12 protein-coding genes are annotated in these 25,230 nt (G+C 75.5%); 4 read left to right on the plus strand and 8 right to left on the minus strand.

What is annotated here, in order from left to right; all coding sequences use genetic code 11:
- The 3 genes from IE219_RS29115 to IE219_RS29125 form a co-directional block, all read right to left on the minus strand.
- The coding region (locus tag IE219_RS29115; protein ID WP_308434054.1) for a biotin carboxylase N-terminal domain-containing protein at window positions 1–81 on the minus strand (81 nt) is incomplete at its 3' end.
- Window positions 82–90: 9 nt separating this feature from the next.
- Window positions 91–1,263: a sensor histidine kinase gene (locus IE219_RS29120; protein WP_189982915.1), complete on the minus strand. Its 1,173-nt coding sequence runs from the start codon at window positions 1,261–1,263 to the stop codon at window positions 91–93.
- Window positions 1,260–1,793, minus strand: coding sequence for a flavin reductase family protein (locus IE219_RS29125; RefSeq protein ID WP_189982917.1), 534 nt, complete (start codon window positions 1,791–1,793; stop codon window positions 1,260–1,262). The genes IE219_RS29120 and IE219_RS29125 overlap by 4 nt, the downstream gene beginning before the upstream one ends.
- A gap of 192 nt (window positions 1,794–1,985) precedes the next feature.
- On the opposite strand from IE219_RS29125, the gene IE219_RS29130 reads away from it, so the two are divergent.
- Entirely contained in the window at window positions 1,986–3,575 is a 1,590-nt protein-coding gene (locus IE219_RS29130) for an aspartate aminotransferase family protein (RefSeq protein WP_189982918.1), read from the plus strand.
- A gap of 66 nt (window positions 3,576–3,641) precedes the next feature.
- Here the strand turns inward: IE219_RS29130 and IE219_RS32360 are convergent, their stop codons facing one another.
- The gene (locus tag IE219_RS32360) at window positions 3,642–5,819 is read right to left on the minus strand and encodes a BTAD domain-containing putative transcriptional regulator (protein WP_189982920.1); all 2,178 of its coding nucleotides are present in this window, start codon (window positions 5,817–5,819) and stop codon (window positions 3,642–3,644) included.
- 427 nt (window positions 5,820–6,246) lie between these two features.
- On the opposite strand from IE219_RS32360, the gene IE219_RS29140 reads away from it, so the two are divergent.
- Entirely contained in the window at window positions 6,247–6,735 is a 489-nt protein-coding gene (locus IE219_RS29140) for a pyridoxamine 5'-phosphate oxidase family protein (RefSeq protein WP_189982922.1), read from the plus strand.
- 177 nt (window positions 6,736–6,912) lie between these two features.
- Here the strand turns inward: IE219_RS29140 and IE219_RS29145 are convergent, their stop codons facing one another.
- The 3 genes from IE219_RS29145 to IE219_RS29155 all read right to left on the minus strand — a co-directional run bounded on the left by IE219_RS29145 (window position 6,913) and on the right by IE219_RS29155 (window position 8,972).
- Window positions 6,913–7,674: a thioesterase II family protein gene (locus IE219_RS29145; RefSeq protein ID WP_229850152.1), complete on the minus strand. Its 762-nt coding sequence runs from the start codon at window positions 7,672–7,674 to the stop codon at window positions 6,913–6,915.
- Window positions 7,671–8,285 carry a ScbR family autoregulator-binding transcription factor gene (locus tag IE219_RS29150; RefSeq protein ID WP_189982927.1) on the minus strand — a complete coding sequence of 205 codons (615 nt, stop codon included), beginning with the start codon at window positions 8,283–8,285 and terminating at the stop codon, window positions 7,671–7,673. Before IE219_RS29150 ends, IE219_RS29145 begins: the two co-directional genes overlap by 4 nt.
- 261 nt (window positions 8,286–8,546) lie before the next feature.
- Window positions 8,547–8,972: a YybH family protein gene (locus tag IE219_RS29155; RefSeq protein WP_189982929.1), complete on the minus strand. Its 426-nt coding sequence runs from the start codon at window positions 8,970–8,972 to the stop codon at window positions 8,547–8,549.
- A gap of 227 nt (window positions 8,973–9,199) precedes the next feature.
- Here IE219_RS29155 and IE219_RS29160 point away from each other — a divergent pair, with 227 nt between their 5' ends.
- Window positions 9,200–10,384, plus strand: a complete 1,185-nt coding sequence (locus tag IE219_RS29160; protein WP_189982930.1) for an acyl-CoA dehydrogenase family protein — start codon at window positions 9,200–9,202, stop codon at window positions 10,382–10,384.
- Window positions 10,385–10,719: 335 nt separating this feature from the next.
- Here IE219_RS29160 and IE219_RS29165 read toward each other — a convergent pair whose 3' ends face one another.
- Window positions 10,720–11,097 carry a YybH family protein gene (locus IE219_RS29165; protein WP_189982931.1) on the minus strand — a complete coding sequence of 126 codons (378 nt, stop codon included), beginning with the start codon at window positions 11,095–11,097 and terminating at the stop codon, window positions 10,720–10,722.
- A gap of 278 nt (window positions 11,098–11,375) precedes the next feature.
- Between IE219_RS29165 and IE219_RS29170 the strand changes: the two genes are divergently transcribed.
- Window positions 11,376–25,202 (plus strand): type I polyketide synthase, encoded by a 13,827-nt coding sequence (locus IE219_RS29170; protein WP_189982932.1) that lies wholly within the window; start codon window positions 11,376–11,378, stop codon window positions 25,200–25,202.
- Window positions 25,203–25,230 lie beyond the last annotated feature (28 nt).

The raw sequence follows: 25,230 nt of genomic DNA on the forward strand, positions 1-25,230 counted from the left end.
GCTCGCGATCCCGGCGTCCCGGCAGGCACGGGCGACACGAACAGCGATTTCGCCACGGTTGGCGATGAGCACCTTGCGCACGACGGCTCCTCAGACGTGTGTGGATCGGGTCCGCGCGCCCTCGGCACGCGGACGCAGCGGCAGATGCGCCTCTACGAGAGTCCCCTCCAGCGGGGAACTGCTGACGGTCAGCCGGCCGCCGATGTCCTCCATCCGCTCCGCCATCGAGCGGAACCCCTGGTGGCCGTGGCCCGGCCGCAGCGCGCGCCCCGAGTCGAAGCCGCGCCCGTCGTCCTCGACGCTCGCGTAGGCCCACCACCGGGTACAGCGGACGACGACCTTCACCTGGCGGGCGTCCGCGTGCGCGAAACTGTTGCGCAGCGCCTCGCAGACCACCAGGTACAGGTCCCGGCGCCGGGCGTCGGGGATCAGCCCCTCGTCGCCCGTCGTCCGGACGCTCAACCGGACGCCCTCGGGGGCGAGTCCGGCGGCGAACCGGCGCACGGCGGAACCGAGCGCGGGCAGCGCGGCCCGGCTCCGCTCCCCGCGCACCAGGGCGCGCAGCCGCAGCTCGGCCTCGCGCAGCGCGTGCCCGGCGGCGAGCAGCCGGCCGGTGTCCTGGGGGACCGGCGGCTCCGTCGCGCACCGCTCCACCATCGCCCGGGCGGCGGTGACGCCCCGGGCGACCTCGTCGTGGAGCTCGCGCGCGATGCGCCGCCGCTCGCCCCAGCAGCAGGCGCCCGGCCCGGCCCGCTCCACCGGCCCGGCCGCCCGGAGCGCCTCGCCCAGGGCCCGTACCGACGGCCCGTCCAGGCAGCCGCTCTCCATCATCTGGAGCACGGCACACTCCATCAACAGGGCGGAAGCGAGCGGGAGATGGGGACCGGCGGGGCCCGGTCCCGGCACGCCCGGCGCCCCGCCCCCGCCCCCGGGCCCTGAGCCGGGGACGGGAGGGGACGCCGGGCCGTAGGCGGCGGTGAGCACCGCACCGGCCCACCGCCTCAGGGGTTCGCGGACCGGGGCGTCCCGGTCCTCCGGGGGCAGCACGCCGGGCAGCGCCGCCTCGAACCGGCGCAGCACCGCCTCGACGTGCTCCCGCAGCGGCCCCGAAGGACCGCCCGCCTCGACGGGGACGAGGGCGCGGGCGACCCCGCCCCGGGGCGGGGCGCTGCGCGCCACCCGGTCCAGGCCCTGCTGGAGCGCCTCGGCGAAACCGGGGCCGATGAGGGTGCCCCAGCCGCCCGCGCCCGCCGGGGCGGTCATCGGGAGGAGACGGCCCGCTGGAACGCGCCGTCGAAGAACAGCAGCCCGTCCGCGTCACCACCCCGGCCGGTGCCGACCACGGTCCCCACGAAGAGGGAGTGGTCGCCGACGTCGTACGCCGTGGACAGCTCGCACTCCAGCCACGCCAGCGCCCCGTGCAGCAGGGGCGCGCCGGTGCGCGGACCCGGGGCCCAGTCGACCCCGGAGAACTGCTCGGGCCCCAGCGGGCGCTTCTTGTCGGCGAAGAACCGGGCCAGGGACTCCTGCCCCGCACCCATGATCGACACCCCGAAGTGCCCGGCGGCGCGGATCGCGCCGTGCATGACCGCGCTGTGGGCCACGCAGCACAGGACGGTCGGCGGGTCCAGGGAGACCGAGGTGAAGGCGTTGGCCGTCATCCCGTGGACGTGCTCCCCGCCGACGGACAGCACGGTCACGCCGGTCGCGAACCGGGCCATGACCTCGCGCAGCGACGCCGGCTGCGCGAGCTGCTCCCAGGAGGCGGCGACCTCCGTCGACACCGAATTCATGATGATTCCTTCGGATAATCCATGGAGGGAAACGTACGGGGCGGCGGGAATCCTCCGGTAACTCTCCGGTCTGCCGAATCCGGGCACCCCCGATTACCGGTGCGTGACCCGGTGCTGGCCGGTCGCGGAACGCCTCTCGGTAAGGTCGGGAAGCTTCGCCAAGACACTATGGAACCAGTGTGAGGGGTGTTCATGGAAACCGTCCCTGCCGATCAGCGGCTCGCCGAACCGTATCTTCTGGACTGGCTGTCCTCGGTCGGTCTCGACGTCCACTACGTACGGGCCGAGGGAAACACGCTCTACTACCGGGACGCGAACGGGGAGGAAATTCCCGTCGTCGATTTCGCGGGCGGTTACGGCTCGCTGATCCTGGGCCACAACCACCCGCGGATCACGGCGCACGCGCAGCGGCTGCTCGCCGCGGGCACCCCCGTGCACGCGCAGTTCTCCCGGCACCCGTACGCCAACGACGTGGCGCTCGCGCTGAACCGGATCATCCGGCGCGAGCTGGGCACGGACGAGTCCTACGCGGCGATCTTCGCCAACACCGGTGCCGAGGCCGTCGAGGCCGCCGTCAAGCACGCCGAGCTCGACCGGGGGATGCGCCTGCGGGACCTCGCCGGCGAACTGGCCGACCACCTGGCCGCCGCCCGGCTCGCGGTCCTCGGCGGCGCGACCGTCGCCCCGGAGGCGTACGCCCTGGCCGGGGTGGAGCGCCCGGCCGGGCCGGAGGACGGCTTCGGCGCCCTGACGGCGGCGGTGGAGCGGCACAACGCCCGGCAGCTCGACCGCCCGCCGGTCTTCCTCACCCTGGAGGGCGGCTTCCACGGCAAGCTCGTCGGCAGCGTGCAGCTCACCCACAACGAGGGCTACCGGGCCCCCTTCGCGGCGCTCGCCGCCCCGGCCCGCTTCGTCCCGGCCGGCAGCCCCGAGGCGCTCAAGGCGGTCGTCGAGGCCGAGCGGGCCACCGTCCTGGACCTGGTCGTCCGCGACGGTCAGGTCCACGCCGTCGAGCGGAATTCCCCGGTCTTCTGCGCCTTCGTCCTCGAACCCGTGCAGGGCGAGGGCGGCATCCACGTCCTCACGAAGGAATTCGCCCGCGAGATCCAGCGGATCTGTGCGGAGATCGAATGCCCGGTCGTCGTGGACGAGGTACAGAGCGGAATGGGCCGCACCGGCGATTTCCTGGCGAGTTCGGCACTCGGGCTGCGCGGCGACTACTACACCCTGGCCAAGAGCCTCGGCGGCGGAATAGCGAAGACCTCGGTGATGCTCACCCGCGGTTCCCTGTACCGCCCCGAATTCGAGCTGGTGCACAGCTCGACCTTCGCGAAGGACGCCTTCTCCTGCTACGTCGCGCAGGAGGTCCTGGAGATCCTGGAGGCCGACGGCGGCGCCGCGTACCGCACGATCCGCGAGCGCGGCGAGAAGCTGGAGGGCATGCTCCGGGCGGTCGCGGCCGACCACCCCGACGCGGTCAAGGACGTCCGGGGGCGCGGCCTGATGCTCGGCCTGGAGTTCCACGACCAGGCGGGCTCCGCCTCCGCGGCGATCCGGGAGAGCGCGGGCCTGCTCGGCTACACGGCCGCCGGATACCTGCTGCGCGAGCACCGCATCCGTACGTTCCCGACCGCGAGCGCCGTCAACACGCTGCGGTTCGAGCCGTCCCTGCTCCTGACGGACGCGGAGATCCGGCAGCTGGAGGAGGGCCTGCGGGCGCTCTGCGTGATCTTCCGCGAGGCGGACGGCGCGCGCCTGACCGGGACCCCGGCGGCGGCCTGACCCCGCGCACCGGGGCCGGAACCCGACCGGGATCCGGCCCCGGGACCCGGGGGCGTACATGAGGGGTCATACGGAGACGCGTCTGCCCCGGGGGTTCGGGGCGGCCGGCGGGGGCAGCAGGGTCAGGGTCGAGGAGCGGTGCTTGCCGCCGCCCCAGCCGGGCCGCCGCTCCAGGAGTTCGGGCCGGGCGGTGGCCACCGCCAGCAGCGGAGCCGTCCCCGCGTCGTCCGGGAGGGACGCGAGCCGGTCCAGTACGGCGTCGTCCGCGCGGTGCGCGTCGTCGACGACCACCACGACCGGTTCCAGCACGGCGGCGGCGGTCAGGAACTCCGCCCAGGCATCGAGGACTTCGCCGTCCGACGGTGGCCGCGCCGGGGCGGCGCCGGGGCCGAGGAGCGGGAGCAGCAGCCGGTAGAGCAGGGCGCGGCGGGCCTTCGGCAGCCGCAGCCGCCAGACGGCCGCGGCGAGCCGGGCCCGCGCGCCCTGGAGGCCGTCCCGGGGCAGGACGCCGCAGTAGCGGGCGAGGGTCGCCCGGGGGATCGACAGCGGGCCGGTGCCCGGGGCGCGCGCGATGAGCACGCGGGCCGTGGACCCCGGCTGCACGGCGATGCTCCGCTCGAACTCGGTGAGCAGATGGGACTTGCCGACGCCCGGCGCGCCCAGGACGGTCACCAGGTGCGGCACGGAGCTGTGCCGGGCCCAGTCGAGCAGGCCGTTCAGCACGCCCAGTTCGTGCTCGCGGTCGGTGCGCAGGGCGGCGTCGGCCCCCACCAGACCGAGGACCTGCCAGTCGTCCGAGCAGTCGTCGGCCGTCCGCGCCGCGACGAAGGACCCGGTCGCGAGCCGGGTGGCGCCGCTCATCCAGACCTCCCCGTCGGGTAATCGGCCGAGCATCGCCCGCGCGTCGTCCAGCAGGGAGCCCACCGCCGACGGCCGGCTGCCCTCGGCGGCCGCGGCGAGCCGCACCAGGGCCCGGCCGGTGGTCACGGCGGCCCGGAAGGCGGGCGCCCCGCCCGGGGGGAACCTCTCGCGCAGCGCCAGGGCGGCCCGTACGGCCCGCTCGGGGTCGTCGTCCCGGTGCCCGCCGACCCCGAAGAGGGCCAGGGTGAGCGAGCCGATCGCGGCGACCACCGTGCCGCCGAAGTGGGCGATGACGTCCTCGACGGCGTGCTGGGCGGTGTCGATCTCCCCGGGGGCGACCTCGTCCAGACTGCCCCGGCGCAGCCCCACGAGCAGGGCGCTTACGGGGATCCGCTCGGTCACGCCGGCCCGGCCGGTGCGCGGCGCCCCGGTGGGAGCGGGGGCCGGTTCGGGGGCCGGGGGAGCGGCGGCGGGAGGGTCGGCGAAAACAATGACGGAATCGACGGAAGCGATGGAAGCGACGGAGCCGACGGAGTCGATGGAAGCGACGGAGCCGACGGACGCGGAGAAGCCCGGGGGTTCGACGGCCGCCGGGGCCGCGGCGGTCCAGGTCAGCGCGGGGTCGTGGGTGAGGATCGCGTGCTGGAGGGTCCGCAGATCGTGCCCCGGCTCCAGGCCGAGGTCCTCGACCAGGGCCGATCGGACCCGCTCGTAGGCGCCGAGCGCGTCGGCCTGCCGGCCGCAGCGGTACAGCGCGAGCATCAGCTGCCCGCAGGCCCGCTCCCGCAGCGGCTCCGCCTCGGCCATCATCGTCAGTTCGCCGAGGAGCGAATAGTGGCGCCCGCACTCCAGTTCGGCGTCGAACAGGTCCTCCAGGACGTCGAGCCGGTCCCGGCGCGCGGCGTCCAGTTCCGGCCAGGTGATGCCGGACTCCGCCAGGTCGGCGAGGAGCGGTCCGTCCCACAGGTCGAGCCCCTCCCGCAGCAGCCGCGCCGCCTCGGCGGGCGCGGACGCGGCGAGCGCGGCCCGGCCCCGGGCCACCCGTCGGCGGTAGACCAGCAGGTCCACGTCGTCCGGGTCGACGCGGAGCACGTACCCCGGTGCCTTGGTGACCAGCTCCGGCGCGGTGGTGCCGGGCGGGGCGGTGGCGGCGCCGTCGGCGAGGACGGTCCGCAGCCCCCAGATCGCGTTGTGCAGGATCTTCCTGGCCGACGCCGGTACGTCCTCCAGGTCCCACAGCGCCTGGACGAGTTCGCTCGTGGCCACCACCCGGTTGGCGTGCAGCAGGAGATAACCCAGCGTCGCGCGCTGTTTCGTCCCGCCCAGGACGACCGGGCCGTCCGCCGCTATCGCTTCCAGTGGCCCCAGCAGTCTGAATTTCATGGCCCCCGCTCCAAGGAATGAAAGTGACGTGGGAGCGCATCGGGCGGACGAGGCGTAAGAATGAGAGTGTCGCCCGGCGCTTCTGATGCGCTTTCCGTGAAAATCTGCCCAAAGGTTCTCACGGGGGCCTTGAGGCGGTCTTGAGCAGGGAGTGACCGGAACCCGACCGTCCGATAGCCGGAAGGTGCTGGTCGGACGGGTTGCCGACGGACCTGCCCGGCGGGTCCCGCCGACTCCGGCGGCTGGAAGGGGCCGGGTGGGACCGGCCGCCGGCCGCGTGCCCGCCCGATGGTGACCGCCGGATAAGTAGGTGACTTCAAAGTGCCTTCTTCCCCGTTCCGGAACGCTGCCGCATGCTGGTTCCAAGAATTCCTGACGACGTCGCCTCACCGCGGGGCGGAGCTGCCGGATACCGAGAGGAATCGTTATGGCCGACAAAGTGGAATCCTTCTCGGAAATCGAGGACAAGTTCTTCTCCTACATCCAGGACATCGTCTACTGCACGATGATCACCGTGGACAAGAAGGCGCGCCCCCGGGCCCGGGTCCTGCTGCCCATCTGGGAAGTGGTCGACGGGAAGCCGATCGGCTGGCTGGCCGCCTACAAGACCCCGGTGAAGGTGGCGCACCTGGCCAACAACCCGCACACCACGTACTCGTACTGGAACCCCCGCCAGAACGCCGTCTTCATCGACAGCGTCTCCACCTGGGCCGAGGACCCCGAGACCCGGCGGTACGCGTGGGACCTCTACCGCAAGGGGAGCCCGGCGGGCGTCGGCTACAACCCGCTCAACTTCTGGCGCGGCGGCCCCGACGACCCCAAGTACCACGTGCTGCGCATCGACCCCTGGCGCGTGCAGGTGCTGCGCGGGTCGGACCTCAGCAGCCGCATCTGGACCGACGAGAGCAGGAGGTGAGGCCCCGGCACGGCGAGACGACGGCGCGCGGACGCGCGTCCTTCCGGTGGTGGGTGTGACTCCCGGCGCGGACAGGTGAGGGGATCCCTGTCCGCGCCGGGGCTTTTCCCGTGGAGCCGCACGCGCGAGGACCCGTACCGATCCTTCCGGTACGGGTCCTCGCGCGTGCGGCTCCGCTCAGGCGTCCGCGCCCGCCGGCAGTCCCGTGGCGGCGAGGCCCTCGACGACGAGGTCCGCGACACCGGCGGCGTGCGCGTCGAGGTAGAAGTGCCCGCCGGGAAAGACGCGCAGGTCGAAACCGCCCGTCGTGTGCGCCCGCCACCCGGCCGACGCGGCCGTGTCCACCACCGGGTCGCGGTCGCCGACCAGCGCGGTGACCGGCACGGGCAGCGGTGCCCCGCCGGACCAGCGGTAGGCGCCCAGCGCCCCGTAGTCGGCGCGCAGGGCCGGCATCACCATCTCCCGCAGTTCGGGGTCGTCCAGGACGTCCGGGACGGTGCCGCCGAGCGCGCGCACCGCGGCGAGCACCTCGGCGTCGGTGGTGAGGACGTCGTTGACGTGCGGCCGGGGCGCCGGGGCGCCGCGCCCGGAGACGTACAGCCGGCGCGGCGCGGGAAGCCCGTCGCGCAGCAGCCGCCGCAGCGTCTCGTACGCGACGACGGCGCCCATGCTGTGGCCGAAGAGGGCGTACGCCCCTCCGGTGAGGGGCCGCACCTCCTCGGCGAGGGCCCCGGCCAGCGCGTCGACGCTGTCGAAGGGCCGCTCCCGGCGCCGGTCCTGCCGGCCCGGGTACTGCACGGCGAGCACGTCCAGCCGTCCCGCCAGGGCCTTCACGAGCGGCAGGTAGGAGCTGGCCGCGCCGCCCGCGTGCGGGAAGCACACCAGCTTCACCGCGCCGTCGGGGGCCGTTCCGAACCGCCGGAACCAGATGCTGTTCACTGCGTCCCTTTCTGAAAGACCGCTTCCGCTCGCCCCTCCCGCTCCAGGCGGGGGAGCATGAACCGCCAGAAACGGCCGAGCCGTTGCGGCGAGAGCCATTCGGGGTTCTTCCGGCCGAGTGCCTCGAAGCCCACGGTCGACGCGGCCACCACCGTCGCCGCGTCCTCCGGCGCCGTGCCGTCCGCGAGGACGCCCCGGTCGGCGGCCGAGGCGAGCGTGCTGCCGATCCAGTCCTTCCACTGCCCGTGCAGGTCCACCTCGCCCCGCCAGGCCGCCTCGCAGCCCAGGGAGAAGCCGGCGCGCAGCACGACATCGTTGTTCAGCTGGTCGAACAGCTCGTGGGAGGCGTCGACCAGCAGGCGCAGGGGACACTCGGACGGCGCGGGCGTCCGGCAGGTGATCAGCCGGAGCCGGCGTTCGGCCTCCGCCTCGATCGCCTCCGCCAGGGCGCTCTTGCTGGGGAAGTGGAAGTGGAGCGCACCGCCGCTCACCCCGGCCCGGCTGCTGATGGCGGAGATCGAGGCGGCGACGAAGCCGTCCGTGTCGAAGATCTCCGCTGCGGACCGAATGAGCGTCCCACGCGTACGGACCGCGCGTTCCTGCTTTGCCATGGTGCTCTCCGTGGATGCCTGGGGCTCGGCCTGACGGGCCCTCAAGGCCGACCAGCGTAATGAACCGTCCCTGCGGTTTCCATCCGCCGGTTCGACGCCGTCCGGAACCATGCGGACCGCCGACCGGCCGGAACGGGGTTCGGACGGGGATCGCGGTGCGCCGCTCCGGCCCACCGCGACCGGTCCGCCGGGCCCGGCCGGGACCGGCGGACCGCACCCGCCGGGCCCGGTACGGCGTACCGGGCCCGAAGGGTCAACCGATCACTCGGGCAGCAGAGTTCCCGCGACCGGCCGGTCGATGGCCATGAGCCACCGGCCGTCCTCGCCGAGGCGCAGCACGTCGGTGCAGCTGCCCTCCAGCCGCACGGGCTCCCCGTCCGGACCGGTGCTGTCGACGCTGAACCGCACGCCGATCAGGGCCACGTCGCCGGCCACGTACGCATGGGTCACCTCGGCCTTCAGGAACGGCTTGGGCGCCAGGAACTCCTTGAAGAACGCCAGCCGCGCCTCGCCCGTCAGGGGAGATCCGGAGAAGTTCGAGATCGCGTCGTCCCGGTACAGAAGGTCGAACAGCGCCCCGTCGCCGGAGTTGAAAAGCTGAATGAAGATCTCGTTCTGGGTGTCGGTGTCTCCGGTGAGATCCGGGTTGTTGACGTCGAAGTCGACGGTGACGCCGGGAATGCTCATGGGAATGAGGCCCCACTTTCTTGATCATGGCATGTGATCGCCTGAGAGAGGTGCACGAAGAAGTTACCCAGCACTTCACCGAACACTTCTCACGCAGCGGTAACCCGCCACTCACCAGGGGCCTTCGGAGGCGATGACCCGGGCGTGAGCGGACGACGGAAGAAAGGAGACCGGGCGGCATTAAAGTCGGCCCGGAATCGAATGACGAAACGGCAGAGGAGAGCAGGATGGCCACGGTCGACATCGACTCCGGCACCCTACGGAAAGCGGTGCGGGAGCTCGTCCCCACCCTCCGGGCGAACGGACCCGCCACGGAGGAGCGAGGCTGGCTCGTCGAGGAGAACATCGAACTGCTGGAGCAGGCCGGCGTCTTCCGGTCCGCCGTCCCGCGCAGGTTCGGCGGCCTCGACCTCCCCCTCGCCGACCAGCACGCGGTCGTCGCGGAGATCGCCCGCGGCTGCGGATCGACCGGCTGGGTGGCCAACGCCTGGATCTCCAGCGCCTGGATCGTCTCCCAGTACCCCGACCGCGCCCAGGAGGAGATCTACGGGACGAGCGGCGGCTCCCTGAAGGTCTCCGGCGGCTTCACCCCGACCGGCCGCGCCACCCGCACCGAGGACGGCTTCGTCCTCAACGGCGGCTGGCGCTTCAACACCGGCATCCGCGCCGCCGACTGGAACATCCTCGCCGCCCTCGTGGAGCGCTCCGACGACGTCCACGAGGAGGTCTACGCGATCGTGCCCGCCTCCGCGATGACCCTCGCCGACGACTGGGACGTCACCGCCGCCGCCGGCACCGGCAGCTGCACCTCCTCGGTGAAGGACCTCTTCGTCCCCGCCCACCGCGTCGTGGACGGCTTCGAGGTCCTGGAGGGCCAGGTCGCCGACCGCGCCCACACCGCCGGCACCGGCCGGGAGTACGGGCTCACCGCCTACGTGATGGCGCTCTCCGCCGCCGCCTACATCGGCATGGCCCGCGCCGGCCTCGAACTCTTCCTCGACCGGCTCCCCGGCAAGAGCATCGCCTACACGCACTGGGAGGAGCAGCGGGCGCACCCGCACATCCAGTTCCAGGTCGCCGCCGCCGCCAACAAGATCGCCGCGGCCCAGGCGCTCGCCGACGACTGGACCCTGCGCATGCAGGGCGCCGCCGACGCCGACGAGCGGCTCGGCGTGAACGACCGGGTGGAGATCCGCAGCCGGATCACGTACGCCGTCCTGCTGGCGAAGGAGGCCGTCGACCTCCTGCACTCGGTCAGCGGCGCGTCCGTCATCCAGCGCGCCCAGCCCTTCCAGCGCGTCCACCGGGACATCCAGGGGCTCGCCCTGCACGGCCTGATGGCGCCGCTCGGCGGCTTCGAGGCGTACGGCCGGATCCTCGTCGGCCTCGACCCGGACACCGAGTTCTTCTAGACGGGACGGCAGGACCGGACGGCCGGAGGCCGGGGACGGGGGAGAGGGCCCCCGTCCCCGGCCTCCGGCCGTCCGCGTGCGCGCTCTCCGGCCGTCCGGGTGTACGGGCCGTCCCACTGCCACGCGAGGCCCGGCCGTCCGCGTGCGCGAGCCGGGCCGTCCGTGCGCGTGGGCCCGTCCTGCCGCCGTGCGGGGGCCCGGGACGCGACGAGGCCGCGGACCGGGCGCAGTGTGCGCTGCGCGCGGTCCGCGGCCTGCTGCCACGGGGGGCGGTCCGGCCGGCCCCGGCGGCCCGGGGACCCGTACGGGCCCGGGACCGGCCGGACCGGAACCGCCTACTGCTCGCCGTACGGGTCGTCGATCGCGTAGCGCCAGTTGCCGTCCGCGCCCTTGCGCAGGACGTCGACGCCCACGCCCGTCAGCAGCTCGGGCGCGCCGTCGTCGTCGACGGTGGCGATCGACCAGTCCACGATCAGCAGCGCGGTGTCACCCGTCACGAACGACTGGCGCGGCTTGGCGCTCATCTTCGGCTTGCGGGCCAGGAACTCCTTGACGGCCGCCTTGCGGGCCTCGCCGGAGAGCGGCCGGCCGGGCTCCCAGACGGCGACGGCCTCATCGGTGTACATCGCGTTCACCGCGTCGGCGTCCCCCGAGTTGAAGGCCGCCTCGTACAACGCGGTGTGCTTTTCCACATCGTTGGTCAGAAGACTCATGACGAGCTTTCCCTGCTTTCTTCAGACGTGACGCCGAGGAGTTGGCGTGTTTCCGGCGCAGAAGCGTTCCGAACGTATCCGGGACCGCCTCACCGGATGTCCACCGCCCAGTAACGGAACGGCGCCGGAACAGGGAAACCGCATCGGTTACCCGGTCATGAGCGGCTGTTGAGAGGAAATCGGCCGACCGGTTCTAAAGTCGGCGTTCGAGTGTGGTGACGTGATGACTCAGCTTTCACGCCGTTTCGAAGCCAGCCAAGAAAGGGCAGCCGACCGCGATGACGAGCAATGGCAATTCTGTGGAGAACCGGGCGCCGCGCGGGGACGAAGGAGCCGTGGCCGTCATCGGCATGGCCGGCAGGCTTCCGGGCGACTGTGGTCCGGCGGGCTTCTGGGAGCTGCTCCGCGACGGCGCCGACGCGATCACCGACGTGCCCGAGGGCCGCTGGAACACCTCCGCCGCCGCCCCCGGAGCGGGCGTCCGCCGGGGCGGGTTCATCGACGGCGTCGGCGACTTCGACGCCGCCTTCTTCGGGATCTCGCCGCGCGAGGCCGCCGCCATGGACCCGCAGCAGCGCCTCGTCCTCGAACTGGCCTGGGAGGCCCTGGAGGACGCCGGCGTCCTGCCCGCCGCGCTGCGCGACTCCCGTACCGCCGTCTTCGTCGGCACCCTCCGCGACGACTACGCCGGCCTCGCCCACCAGCACGGCGAACAGGCCCTCACCCAGCACTCGATGACCGGCCTCAACCGGGGCGTCATCGCCAACCGGGTCTCCTACCACCTGGGCCTGCGCGGACCGAGCCTCACCGTCGACGCCGCCCAGTCGTCCTCGCTGGTCGCCGTGCACCTGGCCTGCGAATCCCTCCGCTCGGGCGAGTCCGCCACCGCCATCGCGGCGGGCGTCAACCTCAACATCCTGGGCGAGAGCGCCGTCGCCGAGGAGCGCTTCGGCGGCCTCTCCCCGACCGGCACCGCCCACACCTTCGACGCCCGCGCCGACGGCTTCGTCCGGGGCGAGGGCGGCGCCGCCGTCCTCCTCAAGCCGCTGGACCGGGCCCTCGCCGACGGCGACCGGATCTACGGCGTCATCCGGGGCAGCGCGGTCAACAACGACGGCGCCACCCCCGGCCTCACCGTGCCCAGCCGCACGGCCCAGGCGCAGGTCATCCGCGCCGCCCACGAAAAGGCTCGAATCAGCCCCTCCGACGTGCAGTACGTCGAACTGCACGGCACCGGCACCCCCGTCGGCGACCCCATCGAGGCCGCCGCCCTCGGCGACGTCTTCACCGCCCACCGCGCCCCCGGCGACCCCCTCCTCGTCGGTTCCGCGAAGACCAACGTCGGCCACCTGGAAGGGGCCGCCGGACTGGTCGGCCTGCTCAAGGCCCTGCTGAGCCTCACCCACCGGCGCATCCCCGCGAGCCTGAACTTCGAGACGCCGAACCCGGCCATCGACCTCGACGCCCTCCGCCTCGCCGTGCCGCGCGCCCTCGGCCCCTGGCCGCACCCCGACCGCCCCCTCGTCGCGGGCGTCTCCTCCTTCGGCATGGGCGGCACCAACTGCCACGTCGTCGTCACCGAGGCCCCCGCCGCCGCGACCCCGGAGCCGGCCCCGGCGGACGGGCGGGGCGTGCTGCCCTGGGTCCTCTCCGCGAAGACGCCGGACGCCCTGCGCGCCCAGGCCGCGCGGCTCGGCACCTTCGCCGGCGGGGGAGCGGCGGGCACCGCCGACACCGGCCGCTCGCTGCTGGCCACCCGTACCCTCTTCGACGAGCGGGCCGTCGTCCTCGCCGACGCGAAGGAAGGTTTCCTCACCGGTCTCGACTCCCTCGCCCGGGCCACCCCCCACGCGGGCGTCGTCACCGGCCGGGTGCGGGACGGCCGGCTCGGCTTCCTCTTCACCGGCCAGGGCGCGCAGCGCGTCGGGATGGCGGGTGAACTGCACGCCTCGTTCCCGGTGTTCGCCGCCGCCTTCGACGAGATCGCGGACCTTCTGGACGCGGGTCTGGGCGGTTCGGTGCGTGAAGTGATCGCGTCGGGGGAGGGGCTGGACGAGACCGGTTGGACGCAGCCCGCGCTGTTCGCCGTCGAGGTCGCGCTCTTCCGGCTGGTGGAGTCCTGGGGTGTGCGCCCGGACTTCGTGGCCGGGCACTCGATCGGTGAGCTCGCCGCCGCGCACGTGGCCGGGGTGTTCTCGCTGGAGGACGCGGTCCGTCTGGTGGTGGCGCGGGCGCGGCTGATGCAGGCGCTGCCGAAGGGCGGCGCGATGGTCGCCGTACAGGCCACCGAGGACGAGGTGCTGCCGTTCCTCGACGACGCGGTGGCGGTCGCGGCGGTCAACGGCCCCGCCTCCGTGGTCCTCTCCGGCGACGAGACCGCCGTCCTCGCGGCGGCGGAGAAGCTCGCGGAGCAGGGCCGCAAGACCAAGCGGCTCTCGGTCAGTCACGCCTTCCACTCGCCGCTGATGGACCCGATGCTGGCGGAGTTCACGGCCCGCGCCTCCGAACTCGCCTACACGGCACCGGAGATACCGGTCGTCTCCACCCTCACCGGCGCGCTCGCCACCGGCGACGACCTGCGCACCGCCCAGTACTGGGCCGACCAGGTCCGGGGCACCGTCCGCTTCGCCGACGCCGTGGACACCCTGGCCGCCGAGGGCGTCACCTCGTACCTGGAGATCGGCCCCGACGGCGTCCTCTCCGCCCTCGCCGAAGGAGCCGTGCCCGCCCTGCGCCGGGGCCGCGACGAGGTCACCGGCCTGCTCACCGCCCTCGCCACCCTCTTCACCCGGGGCGTCCCCGTCGACTGGGAGGCGCTGTACGAGGGGACCGGCGCCCGCCGCGTCCCCCTGCCCACGTACGCCTTCCAGCGCGAGCGGTACTGGATCGACGCCCGCGGCACCGGCCGCGCCGCCCCCGCCCTCCCGGCCGCCCCCGCCGAGCGGACGGATTCCGCCCCCGCCCCCCGGGGCGCGCTCGGCGCCCGGCTGGCCGCGCTGACCCCCGCCGAGCGGTCCCGCGCCGTCACCGACCTGACCGCCGCGCACATCGCCGCCGTCCTCGGCCACGACGACGGGCGCCGCGCCGACGCCCGCACCTCCTTCAAGGACCTCGGCTTCGACTCCCTCATGTCCGTCGAGCTGCGCGACCGGCTCGCCGAGGCCACCGGACTGCGCCTGGCCGGCGGCCTCCTCTTCGACCACCCCACCCCGGAGGCGCTCGCCGCCCACCTGGAGGCCGGACTCACCGGCACGGCCGGCACCGCCGACGACGTACCGTCCCCCACCCCGCTCCAGGACGACGAGCCCATCGCCATCGTCGGCATGGCCTGCCGCTACCCCGGCGGCGTCGCCTCCCCCGAGGACCTGTGGCGGCTCGTCGCCGACGGCACCGACGCCATCTCCGGCTTCCCCACCGACCGGGGCTGGGACGAGGACCTGTACGACCGGGACCCCGAACGCTCCGGCAAGAGCTCCGTCGACGAAGGAGGCTTCCTCCACGACGCGGCCCTCTTCGACGCCGGCTTCTTCGGCATCTCGCCCCGCGAGGCCCTCGCCATGGACCCGCAGCAGCGCCTCCTCCTGGAGACCGCGTGGGAGGCCGTCGAGCGCGCCGGCATCGACCCGCACACCCTCAAGGGCAGCCGCACCGGCGTCTTCGTCGGCGCCACCGCCCTCGACTACGGGCCGCGCCTGCACGACGCCCCCCAGAGCGTCGAGGGCCACCTCCTCACCGGCTCCACCAGCAGCGTCATGTCCGGCCGCATCGCCTACCAGCTCGGCCTCGTCGGCCCCGCGCTCACCGTCGACACCGCCTGCTCCTCCTCCCTCGTCGCCCTCCACATGGCCGTCCGGTCGCTGCGCCAGGGCGAGACGACCCTCGCCCTGGCGGGCGGCGCGACCGTCATGTCCGCGCCCGGCATGTTCGTGGAGTTCTCCCGGCAGCGGGGCCTCGCCGCCGACGGCCGCAGCAAGTCCTTCTCCGCCGACGCCGACGGCACCTCCTGGGCGGAGGGCGTCGGCCTCCTCCTCGTCGAGCGGCTCTCCGACGCCCGCCGCCACGGCCACCGGGTCCTCGCCGTCGTCCGGGGGACGGCCGTCAACCAGGACGGCGCCTCCAACGGCCTGACCGCCCCCAACGGGCCCTCCCAGGAACGCGTCATCCGCCAGGCCCTCGCCGACGCCCGCCTCACCCCCGCCGACGTCGACGCCGTCGAGGCGCACGGTACCGGCACCCGCCTCGGCGACCCCATCGAGGCCGAGGCCCTGCTCGCCACCTACGGCAGCGGCCGGGACGACCGGCACCCCGTCTACCTCGGCTCCCTCAAGTCGAACATCGGGCACGCCCAGGCCGCCGCCGGCGTCGGCGGCGTCATCAAGATGGTGCAGGCCATGCGGCACGGCCTGCTGCCGCGCACCCTGCACGTCACCGAGCCCACCCCGCACGCCGACTGGCAGGCCGGCGCGGTCGAGCTCCTCACCGAGGCCCGCGCCTGGCCCGAGACCGGCCGCCCGGCCCGCGCCGCCGTCTCCTCCTTCGGCATCAGCGGCACCAACGCCCATGTCATCGTCGAACAGGCGGAACCGTGCGACGCGGCCCGGCCCCCGGCGGAGCGGGACGCCCCGGCATCCGGCACCGCACCCGTCCTGTGGGCCCTGTCCGCCCCCGACCGGACCGCCCTCGCCGCCCAGGCCGAACGCCTCCACCAGCACCTCACCGCGGCCACCGGCACCGCGGCCCCCGAGACCGCGGCCACCGGCGCCGCGGCCGCTGCCACCGCCCCCGGGGCCGACCCGGTGGACACCGACCCCGCCGCCGTCGGCCTCGCCCTCGCCACCACCCGCGCCACCTGGACCGAGCGGGCCGTCGTCACCGGCACCACCGCCGACGACCTCCGCACCGGCCTCGACGCGCTGCGCCACGGCCTCGACGCCCCCCACCTGGTGACCGGCTCCGCCGCCCGAGCGGGCCGCACCGCCCTCCTCTTCACCGGCCAGGGCGCCCAGCACCCCGGCATGGGCCGCGAACTGTACGAGACCCAGCCCGTCTTCGCCGCCGCCCTCGACCGGGCGTGCGCCGCCCTCGACCCGCACCTCGACCTCGGCCGCCCGCTGCGCGACGTCATGTTCGCCGACGCCGGTACGGACGACTCCGCGCCGCTCCACGAGACGCGCGCCACCCAGCCCGCCCTCTTCGCCCTGGAGACCGCCCTCCACGCGCTGCTCCGGGCCCACGGCCTCACCCCCGACGCGGTCGCCGGACACTCCGTCGGCGAGATCGCCGCCGCGCACGCCGCCGGCGTCCTCTCCCTCGACGACGCCGCCGCGCTCGTCGCCGCCCGGGGCCGGCTCATGCAGGCCGCCACCCCCGGCGGCGCGATGATCGCCGTCCAGGCCTCCGAGGACGAGATCGCCCCGACCCTCGCCCCGTACGCGGACCGGCTCGCCGTCGCCGCCGTCAACGGCCCCGACGCCGTCGTCGTCTCCGGCGACGCCGAGGCCGCCGAGGCCGTCGCCGGGACCTGGCACGCCCAGGGCCGCAAGACCCGCCGCCTCACGGTCAGCCACGCCTTCCACTCGCCGCACATGGACGAGATCCTCGACGCCTTCCGCGCCGTCGCCGAGACCCTGACCTACCACGCGCCGCGCGTCCCGGTCGTCTCCACCCTCACCGGCGCGCTCGCCACCGGCGACGACCTGCGCACCGCCGACTACTGGGTGCGCCAGATCCGCGGCGCCGTCCGCTTCCTCGACGCCACCCGCACCCTGGAGGACGAGGGCGTCACCGTCTTCGTCGAGGCCGGCCCCGACGCCGTCCTCACCGCCATGGCCGCCGGCTCCTTCCGCGCCCCCGGCTCCCGGGCCGTCGCCCTCCAGCGGGCCGGCCGCCCGCAGACCACCGCGCTCGCCACCGGACTCGCCACCGCCCACACCCTGGGCGCCCCCCTCGACCTGGCGTCGTTCTTCCCCGGCGCCGCCCGCGCCGACCTGCCCACCTACGCCTTCACCCGCGCCCCCTACTGGCTGCGGCCCGAGGCCCGCACCGACGCCCGCAGCCTCGGCCTCGACCCGGCCGGACACCCGCTCCTGGCCACCTCCGTCGAACTCGCCGACCGCGACGGCCTCGTCCTCACCAGCCGGCTCTCCACCACCGCCCACCCCTGGCTCGCCGACCACCGCATCCAGGACACCGTCCTCGTCCCCGCCACCGCCTTCGTCGAACTCGCCACCGCGGCGGGCCGCGCGGCCGGCGCCGAGCACCTCGCCGAACTCACCCTGGAAGCCCCCCTCGCCCTGCCCGGGGAACGCGACGCCGTCCGCGTCCAGCTCGCCGTCGCCGCCCCCGACGCCTCCGGCGCCCGCTCCTTCACCCTCCACTCCCGGCCCGACACCGACGAGGAGCAGGCCGCCTGGACCCGCCACGTCTCCGGCACCCTCGCCCCCGCCCCCGACCCGGCCGCCGAGGACCCCGCCTTCGACGCCCTGCGCGCCTGGCCGCCCGCCGGCGCCCGGCCCCGCCCCACCGACGACGCCTACCCCCGGCTCGCCGCCCTCGGCTACGGGTACGGCCCCGTCTTCCAGGGCCTGCGCGCCCTCTGGGACGGCGCCGACGGCAGCACGTACGCCGAGGTCGCCCTCCCCGACGAGCAGCACGGGGCCGCCGCCCGGTACGGCGTCCACCCCGCCCTCCTCGACGCCGTCCTCCACCCCGTCGTCCTCGACGCCGCCGACCCCGACGCGCCCGACACCATCCGCCTCCCCTTCGCCTGGAGCGGCGTCACCCCCTACGCCTCCGGCGCCACCACCCTGCGCGTCCGCGTCACCCCGACCGGCCCCGACACCGTCGCCCTGCACCTCGCCGACGCGGCGGGCGCCCCCGTCGCCGCCGTCGACACCCTCCTCCTGCGGCCCGTCGCCAAGGACCGGATCGCCCCCGCGCCCACCACCGACGGCCTCTTCACCGTCGCCTGGACGCCCCTCACCGGCCCGGCCGCCCCCACCGGACCCGCGCCGCGCGTCACCGAACTCCCCGACACCACCGACCCGGCCGCCCTCGCCGCCGACGGCGAAGAAGCCGACGTCCTCGTCGTCCGGATCACCCCCGACCCCGCCCCCCACACCCCGGCCGCCGCCCACGAGACGGCCGCCCGCACCCTCGCCCTCGCCCAGCGCCTCCTCGCCGACGACGACCTCGAACGGGCCGGCACCCGCTTCGCGTTCGTCACCACCGGCGCGGTCGCCACCACCCCCGGCGACCCCGTCCCCGGCCTCGCCGCCGCCCCCCTGTGGGGCCTGCTGCGCACCGCCCAGAGCGAGCACCCCGGCCGGATCGTCCTCGTCGACACCGACGGCGGCCCCGAGGCCGAGGAACGGCTGCCCGCCGCCCTCGCCGCCGACGAACCCCAGCTCGCCCTGCGCGGCACCCGGATCCACGCCCCCCGGCTCAGCCGCGACCGGACCCCCGCCCCCGACGGCGCCCCCCGCCTCGACCCCGACGGCACCGTCCTCGTCACCGGCGGCACCGGCGGCCTCGGCGGCCTCCTCGCCCGCCACCTCGTCACCGCCCACGGCGTCCGCCACCTGCTGCTCACCAGCCGCCGCGGCCCCGCCACCCCCGGCGCCGACCGGCTCGCCGACGAACTCACCGCCCTCGGCGCCCACGTCACCACGGTCGCCGCCGACGCCGCCGACCCCCTCGCCGTCGCCGCCCTCCTCGCCGGCATCGACCCCGACCACCCGCTCACCGCCGTCGTGCACACCGCCGGCGTCCTCGACGACGCCACCCTCGGCTCCCTCACCCCCGGGCAGCTGGCGGACGTCCTGCGGCCCAAGGCGGACGCCGCCTGGCACCTGCACGAGCAGACCCGCGACCTCGACCTCGCCGCCTTCGTCCTCTTCTCCTCCGTCTCCGGCCTCACCGGCACCGCCGGACAGGCCAACTACGCCGCCGCCAACACCTACCTGGACGCCCTCGCCGCCCACCGCCGCGCCCAGGGCCTGCCCGGCCTCTCCCTCGCCTGGGGCCTGTGGGACTCCAGCCACGGCATGGGCGCCCGGCTCGGCGAGGCCGACCTCGCCCGCTGGACCCGCGCCGGCATCACCCCCCTCGACCCGGACACCGGCCTCGCCCTCCTCGACACCGCGCTCGCCACCGACGACGCGCTCCTCGTCCCCGCCCTCCTCGACCCCGCCCGGCTGCGCGGCGCCGACGGCCGGCCCCCCGCCCTGCTCCGCGCCCTCGTCCGCTCCCGCCCCGCCCCCGCGCGGGCCGCGGCCGCCCCGAGCCCGGCGGCGGGCGGCACCGACGGCTGGGCCGGCCGGATCGCCGCCCTCCCCGAGGAAGAGGGCCGGACCGCCGTCTCCGACCTCGTCCGGGGCGCCGTCGCGGGCGTCCTCGGCCACGCCGCCCCCGACGGGATCGACCCCGACCGCGCCTTCAAGGAGCTCGGCTTCGACTCCCTGGCCGCCGTCGAACTCCGCAACCGGCTCAACACCCTCACCGGACTGCGGCTGCCCGCCACCGCCGTCTTCGACCACCCCTCGCCCGCCGCCCTCGCCGCCCACCTGCACCGGCGGACCGCGGGCAGCACCCCGGCCGCCGCCCCGGTCCGCCGCCCGGCCGCGACCGCCGACGAACCGATCGCCATCGTCGGCATGGCCTGCCGCTTCCCCGGCGGCGTCGCCTCCCCCGACGACCTGTGGCGGCTCGTCGCCGACGGCACCGACGCCATCAGCGCCTTCCCCGACAACCGCGGCTGGGACCTGGACGCCCTCTACGACCCCGACCCGGAGAAGACCGGCACCTCCTACACCCGCCACGGCGGCTTCCTCCACGACGCCGACCGCTTCGACCCCGCCTTCTTCGGCATGTCGCCCCGCGAGGCCACCGCCACCGACCCGCAGCAGCGCCTCCTCCTGGAGACCGCCTGGGAGACCTTCGAGAGCGCCGGCATCGACCCGGCCACCCTGCGCGGCACCCCCACCGGCGTCTTCACCGGCGCCATGTACGACGACTACGCCTCCCGGCTCGCCAAGAGCCCCGAGGAGTTCGAGGGCTTCCTCCTCGCCGGGAACCTCTCCAGCGTCGTCTCCGGCCGCCTCGCCTACACCTACGGCCTCGAAGGCCCCGCCCTCACCGTCGACACCGCCTGCTCCTCCTCCCTCGTCGCCCTCCACCTCGCCGCCGGCGCCCTGCGCCAGGGCGAGTGCGACCTCGCCCTCGCGGGCGGCGTCACCGTCATGTCCGGCCCCCACACCTTCGTCGAGTTCTCCCGCCAGCGCGGCCTGTCCACCGACGGCCGCTGCCGCTCCTTCTCCGCCGACGCCTCCGGCACCGGCTGGGCCGAGGGCGTCGGCCTCCTCCTCGTCGAGCGGCTCTCCGACGCCCGCCGCCGGGGCCACCGGGTCCTCGCCGTGCTGCGCGGCTCGGCCGTCAACCAGGACGGCGCCTCCAACGGGCTGACCGCCCCCAACGGCCCCGCCCAGGAACGCGTCATCCGCCAGGCCCTCGCCGGGGCGGGCCTCGCCCCCGCCGACGTCGACGCCGTCGAGGCGCACGGCACCGGCACCAGCCTCGGCGACCCCATCGAAGCCCAGGCCCTCCTCGCCACCTACGGCCAGGACCGGCCCGAGGACCGGCCGCTCTACCTCGGCTCCCTCAAGTCGAACATCGGGCACGCCCAGGCCGCCGCCGGCGTCGGCGGCGTCATCAAGATGATCCAGGCCATGCGCCACGGCACCCTGCCCCGCACCCTCCACGCCGAGAACCCCTCCCCGCACATCGACTGGGAGACCGGCGCGGTCGAACTCCTCACCGAGGCCCGCGCCTGGCCCGAGACCGGCCGCCCGGCCCGCGCCGCCGTCTCCTCCTTCGGCATCAGCGGCACCAACGCCCACGTCATCCTCGAAGCCCCCCAGGCCCCGACCCCGGCCCGGACCCAGGCCCCGGCCCCCGGCGACGACACCACCCCCCGCCCCTGGCTGCTCACCGCCAAGGACGAGCCCGCCCTGCGCCGCCAGGCCGAACGCCTCCACCGGCACCTCACCGACCACCCCGGCCACGACATCCACGACACCGGCCTCTCCCTGGCCACCACCCGCGCCGCCCTGGACCACCGCGCCGCCGTCCTCGCCACCGACCGCACCACCCTCCTCGACGGCCTCGCCGCCCTCGCCCGGGGCGAGACGGCCCCCGCCGTCGTCCGCGCCGCCCCCGGCCCCCGGGGCCGTACCGCCTTCCTCTTCACCGGCCAGGGCAGCCAGCGGCTCGGCATGGGCCGCGACCTGTACGCGGCGTCCCCCGTCTTCCGCCGGGCCCTCGACGAGGTGTGCGCCCACCTCGACACCGAACTGTTCCGCCCCGTCAAGGACGTCCTCTTCGCCCCCGCCGGCTCCGCCGACTCCGCCCTCATCGACCAGACCGCCTTCACCCAGGCCGCCCTCTTCGCCATCGAGGTCGCCCTCTTCCGCCTCGCCGAACACCACGGCCTCACCCCCGACTACCTCCTCGGCCACTCCATCGGCGAGGTCACCGCCGCCCACCTCGCCGGGGTCCTCGACCTCGCCGACGCCTGCACCCTCGTCGCTGAACGCGGCCGGCTCATGCAGGCCGCCCGCGAGGGCGGCGCCATGGCCGCCCTCCAGGCGAGCGAGGAGGAGGTACGGGCCCTGCTCGCCGACCACGACCCGAACGCCGTCGCCATCGCCGGACTCAACGGCCCCCGCTCCACCGTCATCTCCGGCGACGAGGCCCTCGTCGCCGAGATCAGCACCCTGTGGCGGGCCCGCGGCCACAAGACGAAGCGACTGCCCGTCAGCCACGCCTTCCACTCCCCGCACATGGACGAGGTCCTCGACGAGTTCCGCGCCGTCGCCGAATGCCTCACCTACCACGCCCCCCGCATCCCCGTCGTCTCCAACGTCACCGGTGTCCTCGCCACCACCGAGCAGCTCACCTCGCCCGGCTACTGGGCCGACCACATCCGCGGCGCGGTCCGCTTCCACGACGGCATCCGCCACCTGGAGGAACTCGGCGTCACCGACTACGTGGAGATGGGCCCCGACGGCGTCCTCACCGCCATGGCCCAGGACTGCCTGACCCGCGAGGCGGGCCTCCTCGCCCCCATGCTGCGCGCGGGCCGCCCCGAGACCGAGACCGCCGCGGCCGCCCTCGCCGGCACCGTGCTGCGCGGCGCCCGCCCCGACTGGGACACGTACTTCCCCGGCGCCCGCCGCACCGACCTGCCCACCTACTCCTTCGACCGCTCCCGCTACTGGCTGGAGGGCGACACCGCCCCCGGCGACGCCGAGGGCCTCGGCCTCGCCGCCACCGGCCACCCGCTGCTCGGCGCGGCCGTCCGCGTCGCCGACCGGGACGCGTACCTCCTCACCGGCCGGCTCTCCCGCCGCACCCACCCCTGGCTCGACGGCCACGCCGTCCAGGACACCGTCCTGCTGCCCGCCACCGGCCTCCTCGACCTGGCCCTGGCCGCCGCCGACCGGGTCGGCCTCGACCGGGTCGACGAACTGACCCTCGCCGCCCCCCTCCTCCTGCCCGAACGGGGCGCCGTCCAGCTCCAGCTCGTCACCGGCGAACCTGACGCCGACGGCGGCCGCGCCCTCGCCGTCTACGCCCGCCCCGACGGCGACGACGACGGCACCGAACAGCCCTGGACCCTGCACGCCGAGGGCCGCCTCGCCGCCGCCACCGGCACCCCGGCCCCCGAGGGGCTGCCCGTCTGGCCGCCGGCCGGCGCCACCGAGACCGACCTCGACGGCGTCTACGACCGGCTCGCCGCCGCCGGATACGGCTACCAGGACGCCTTCCGCGGCCTGCGCCGCCTGTGGACGGCCGGCGACGACCTCTACGCCGAGGTCGCCCTCCCCGACGACCACCGCGCCGACGCCCCCCGCTTCGGCCTCCACCCCGCCCTCCTCGACGCCGCCCTGCACCCGCTGCTCCCCGGCGTCACCGCCCCCGGCGGCACCTCCTGGCTGCCGTTCTCCTGGTCCGGCGTCGGCCTGCACGCCACCGGCGCCACCGTCCTGCGCGTCCGCCTCTCCCTCGACCGCACCGCCCCCGACGCGCTGCGCGCCGCCCTCACCGTCGCCGACGGCACCGGCGCCCCCGTCGCCACCGCGGACTCCCTCCTGCTCCGCCCCCTCGCCGAGGACGCCCTCCGCGGGGCCGGCACGACCGCCCGCGACGGCCTGTTCGCCCTCGCCTGGACCCCGCTGCCCGCCCCCGGACCCGTCCCGCCCGGCACCGCCCGGACGGAGATCGTCGACGACGACGCCGTACGCGCCCTGACCGCCGCGCTCGACGACGGCGCCGAGGCCCCCGCCCTCCTCCACCTCACCGCCGCCGCCGACGGTCCCGCCGTCCCCGGGGACGACCCCGGCCTGCCCGACCGGGCCCGCGCCGCCGTCCACCGCGTCCTGCGCACCGTACGGGCCTGGCTCGCCGACGACCGGCTCGCCCGCACCCGCCTCCTCGTCACCACCCGGGGCGCCGTCGCCACCGGCACCGAGGACGTCGCCGACCCGGTCCACGCCGGAGTCTGGGGCCTCCTCAGGTCCGTCCAGACCGAGAACCCCGGCCGCGTCGTCCTCGTCGACCTCGACCCGGCCGCCGCCCCCGCCGACCGTGCCGCCGAGGACCGGCTCCTCGACGCCGCCGTCGCGAGCGGCGAACCCCAGACCGCCGTGCGCGCCGCCGCCCTCGCCGTCCCGCGCCTCACCCGCACCACCCCGCCCGCCGAACCGCAGGCCGCCCCCGCCTGGGACCGGGGCACCGTCCTCGTCACCGGCGCCACCGGCGCCCTCGGCACCGTCATCGCCCGCCACCTCGTCACCGAGCACGGCGCCCGCCGGCTCCTCCTCCTCAGCCGCCGCGGCCCCGACGCCCCCGGCGCCGCCGAACTCCGCACCGGACTCGAAGCCCTCGGCGCCCACGTCTCCACCGCCGCCTGCGACGTCACCGACCGCGCCGCCCTCGCCGCCGTCCTCGCCGCGATCCCGGCCGAACACCCGCTGACCGCCGTCGTGCACACCGCCGGCGTCCTCGACGACGGCATCGCCGCCCAGCTCACCCCCGACCGCCTCGACACCGTCCTGCGGCCCAAGATCGACGCCGCCTGGCACCTCCACGACCTCACCCGCCACCTCGACCTCACCGCCTTCGTCCTCTACTCCTCCGTCGCCGGCCTCATCGGCACCGCCGGACAGGCCAACTACGCCGCCGGAAACACCTTCCTCGACGCCCTCGCCGCCCACCGCCGCGCCCACGGCCTGCCCGGCCTCTCCCTCGCCTGGGGCCTGTGGGCCGAGGCCAGCACCCTCTCCGGCGGCCTCGACGAGACCGACCTGCGCCGCCTGGCCCGCGTCGGCCTGCGCCCCCTCGCCACCCGCGAGGCCACCGCGCTCTTCGACGCCGCCCCCGCCACCGGCGAGGCCGTCCTCGCCGTCACCCGCCTCGACACGGCGGCCCTGCGCAGCCGGGGCGACGACCTGCCGCCCGTCCTGCGCGCCCTGGCCGGACCGGCCGCCCGCCGCACCGCCGCCACCGCGGGCGACGGCACCGACGGCCAGCCCCCGCTCGCCGAACGGCTCGCCGCCCTCGGCCCCGCCGACCGCGCCCGCACCCTCACCGACCTCGTCCGCGCCCAGGTCGCCGGCGTCCTCGGCCACGGCGACCCCGGCGGCATCGCCCCCGACCGCGCCTTCCAGGAGCTCGGCTTCGACTCGCTCACCGCCGTCGAACTGCGCAACCAGCTCAACCGGGCCACCGGACTGCGCCTGCCCACCACGCTCGTCTTCGACCACCCCACCCCGCAGGCGCTCGCCGCCCACCTCCTCGACGGCCTCGCCGTCCGCGAGGCGTCGCCCGCCGACCCCGTCCTCACCCCCCTCGCCGGACTGGAGGCGGCCATCGCCGCCGCCGCACCCGACCAGGAGGCCCGTGACCTCATCACCGCCCGCCTGCGGGACCTCCTCAGGACGGCCGAGACCGCGCACGGCGGCCCGCAGGACGCCCCCGAGGACGACCAGGACCTGGAGACGGCGAGCGACGAGGAACTCTTCGCGCTCCTCGACGACCTGGACTGACCCGCCGCCCGCCCCGCCCGGTGCCGCG

Source organism: Streptomyces termitum (genome assembly GCF_014650175.1).
Lineage (GTDB): Bacteria > Actinomycetota > Actinomycetes > Streptomycetales > Streptomycetaceae > Streptomyces > Streptomyces termitum.

Excerpts from the sequence above, each read along its gene's own strand:
- IE219_RS29140 (WP_189982922.1), top strand. The coding sequence starts at position 6,247 with ATGGCCGACAAAGTGGAATCCTTCTCGGAAATCGAGGACAAGTTCTTC.
- IE219_RS29160 (WP_189982930.1), top strand. The coding sequence starts at position 9,200 with ATGGCCACGGTCGACATCGACTCCGGCACCCTACGGAAAGCGGTGCGG.
- IE219_RS29120 (WP_189982915.1), bottom strand. The coding sequence starts at position 1,263 with ATGACCGCCCCGGCGGGCGCGGGCGGCTGGGGCACCCTCATCGGCCCC.
- IE219_RS29130 (WP_189982918.1), top strand. The coding sequence starts at position 1,986 with ATGGAAACCGTCCCTGCCGATCAGCGGCTCGCCGAACCGTATCTTCTG.
- IE219_RS29165 (WP_189982931.1), bottom strand. The coding sequence starts at position 11,097 with ATGAGTCTTCTGACCAACGATGTGGAAAAGCACACCGCGTTGTACGAG.
- IE219_RS32360 (WP_189982920.1), bottom strand. The coding sequence starts at position 5,819 with ATGAAATTCAGACTGCTGGGGCCACTGGAAGCGATAGCGGCGGACGGC.
- IE219_RS29150 (WP_189982927.1), bottom strand. The coding sequence starts at position 8,285 with ATGGCAAAGCAGGAACGCGCGGTCCGTACGCGTGGGACGCTCATTCGG.
- IE219_RS29125 (WP_189982917.1), bottom strand. The coding sequence starts at position 1,793 with ATGAATTCGGTGTCGACGGAGGTCGCCGCCTCCTGGGAGCAGCTCGCG.
- IE219_RS29170 (WP_189982932.1), top strand. The coding sequence starts at position 11,376 with ATGACGAGCAATGGCAATTCTGTGGAGAACCGGGCGCCGCGCGGGGAC.
- IE219_RS29155 (WP_189982929.1), bottom strand. The coding sequence starts at position 8,972 with ATGAGCATTCCCGGCGTCACCGTCGACTTCGACGTCAACAACCCGGAT.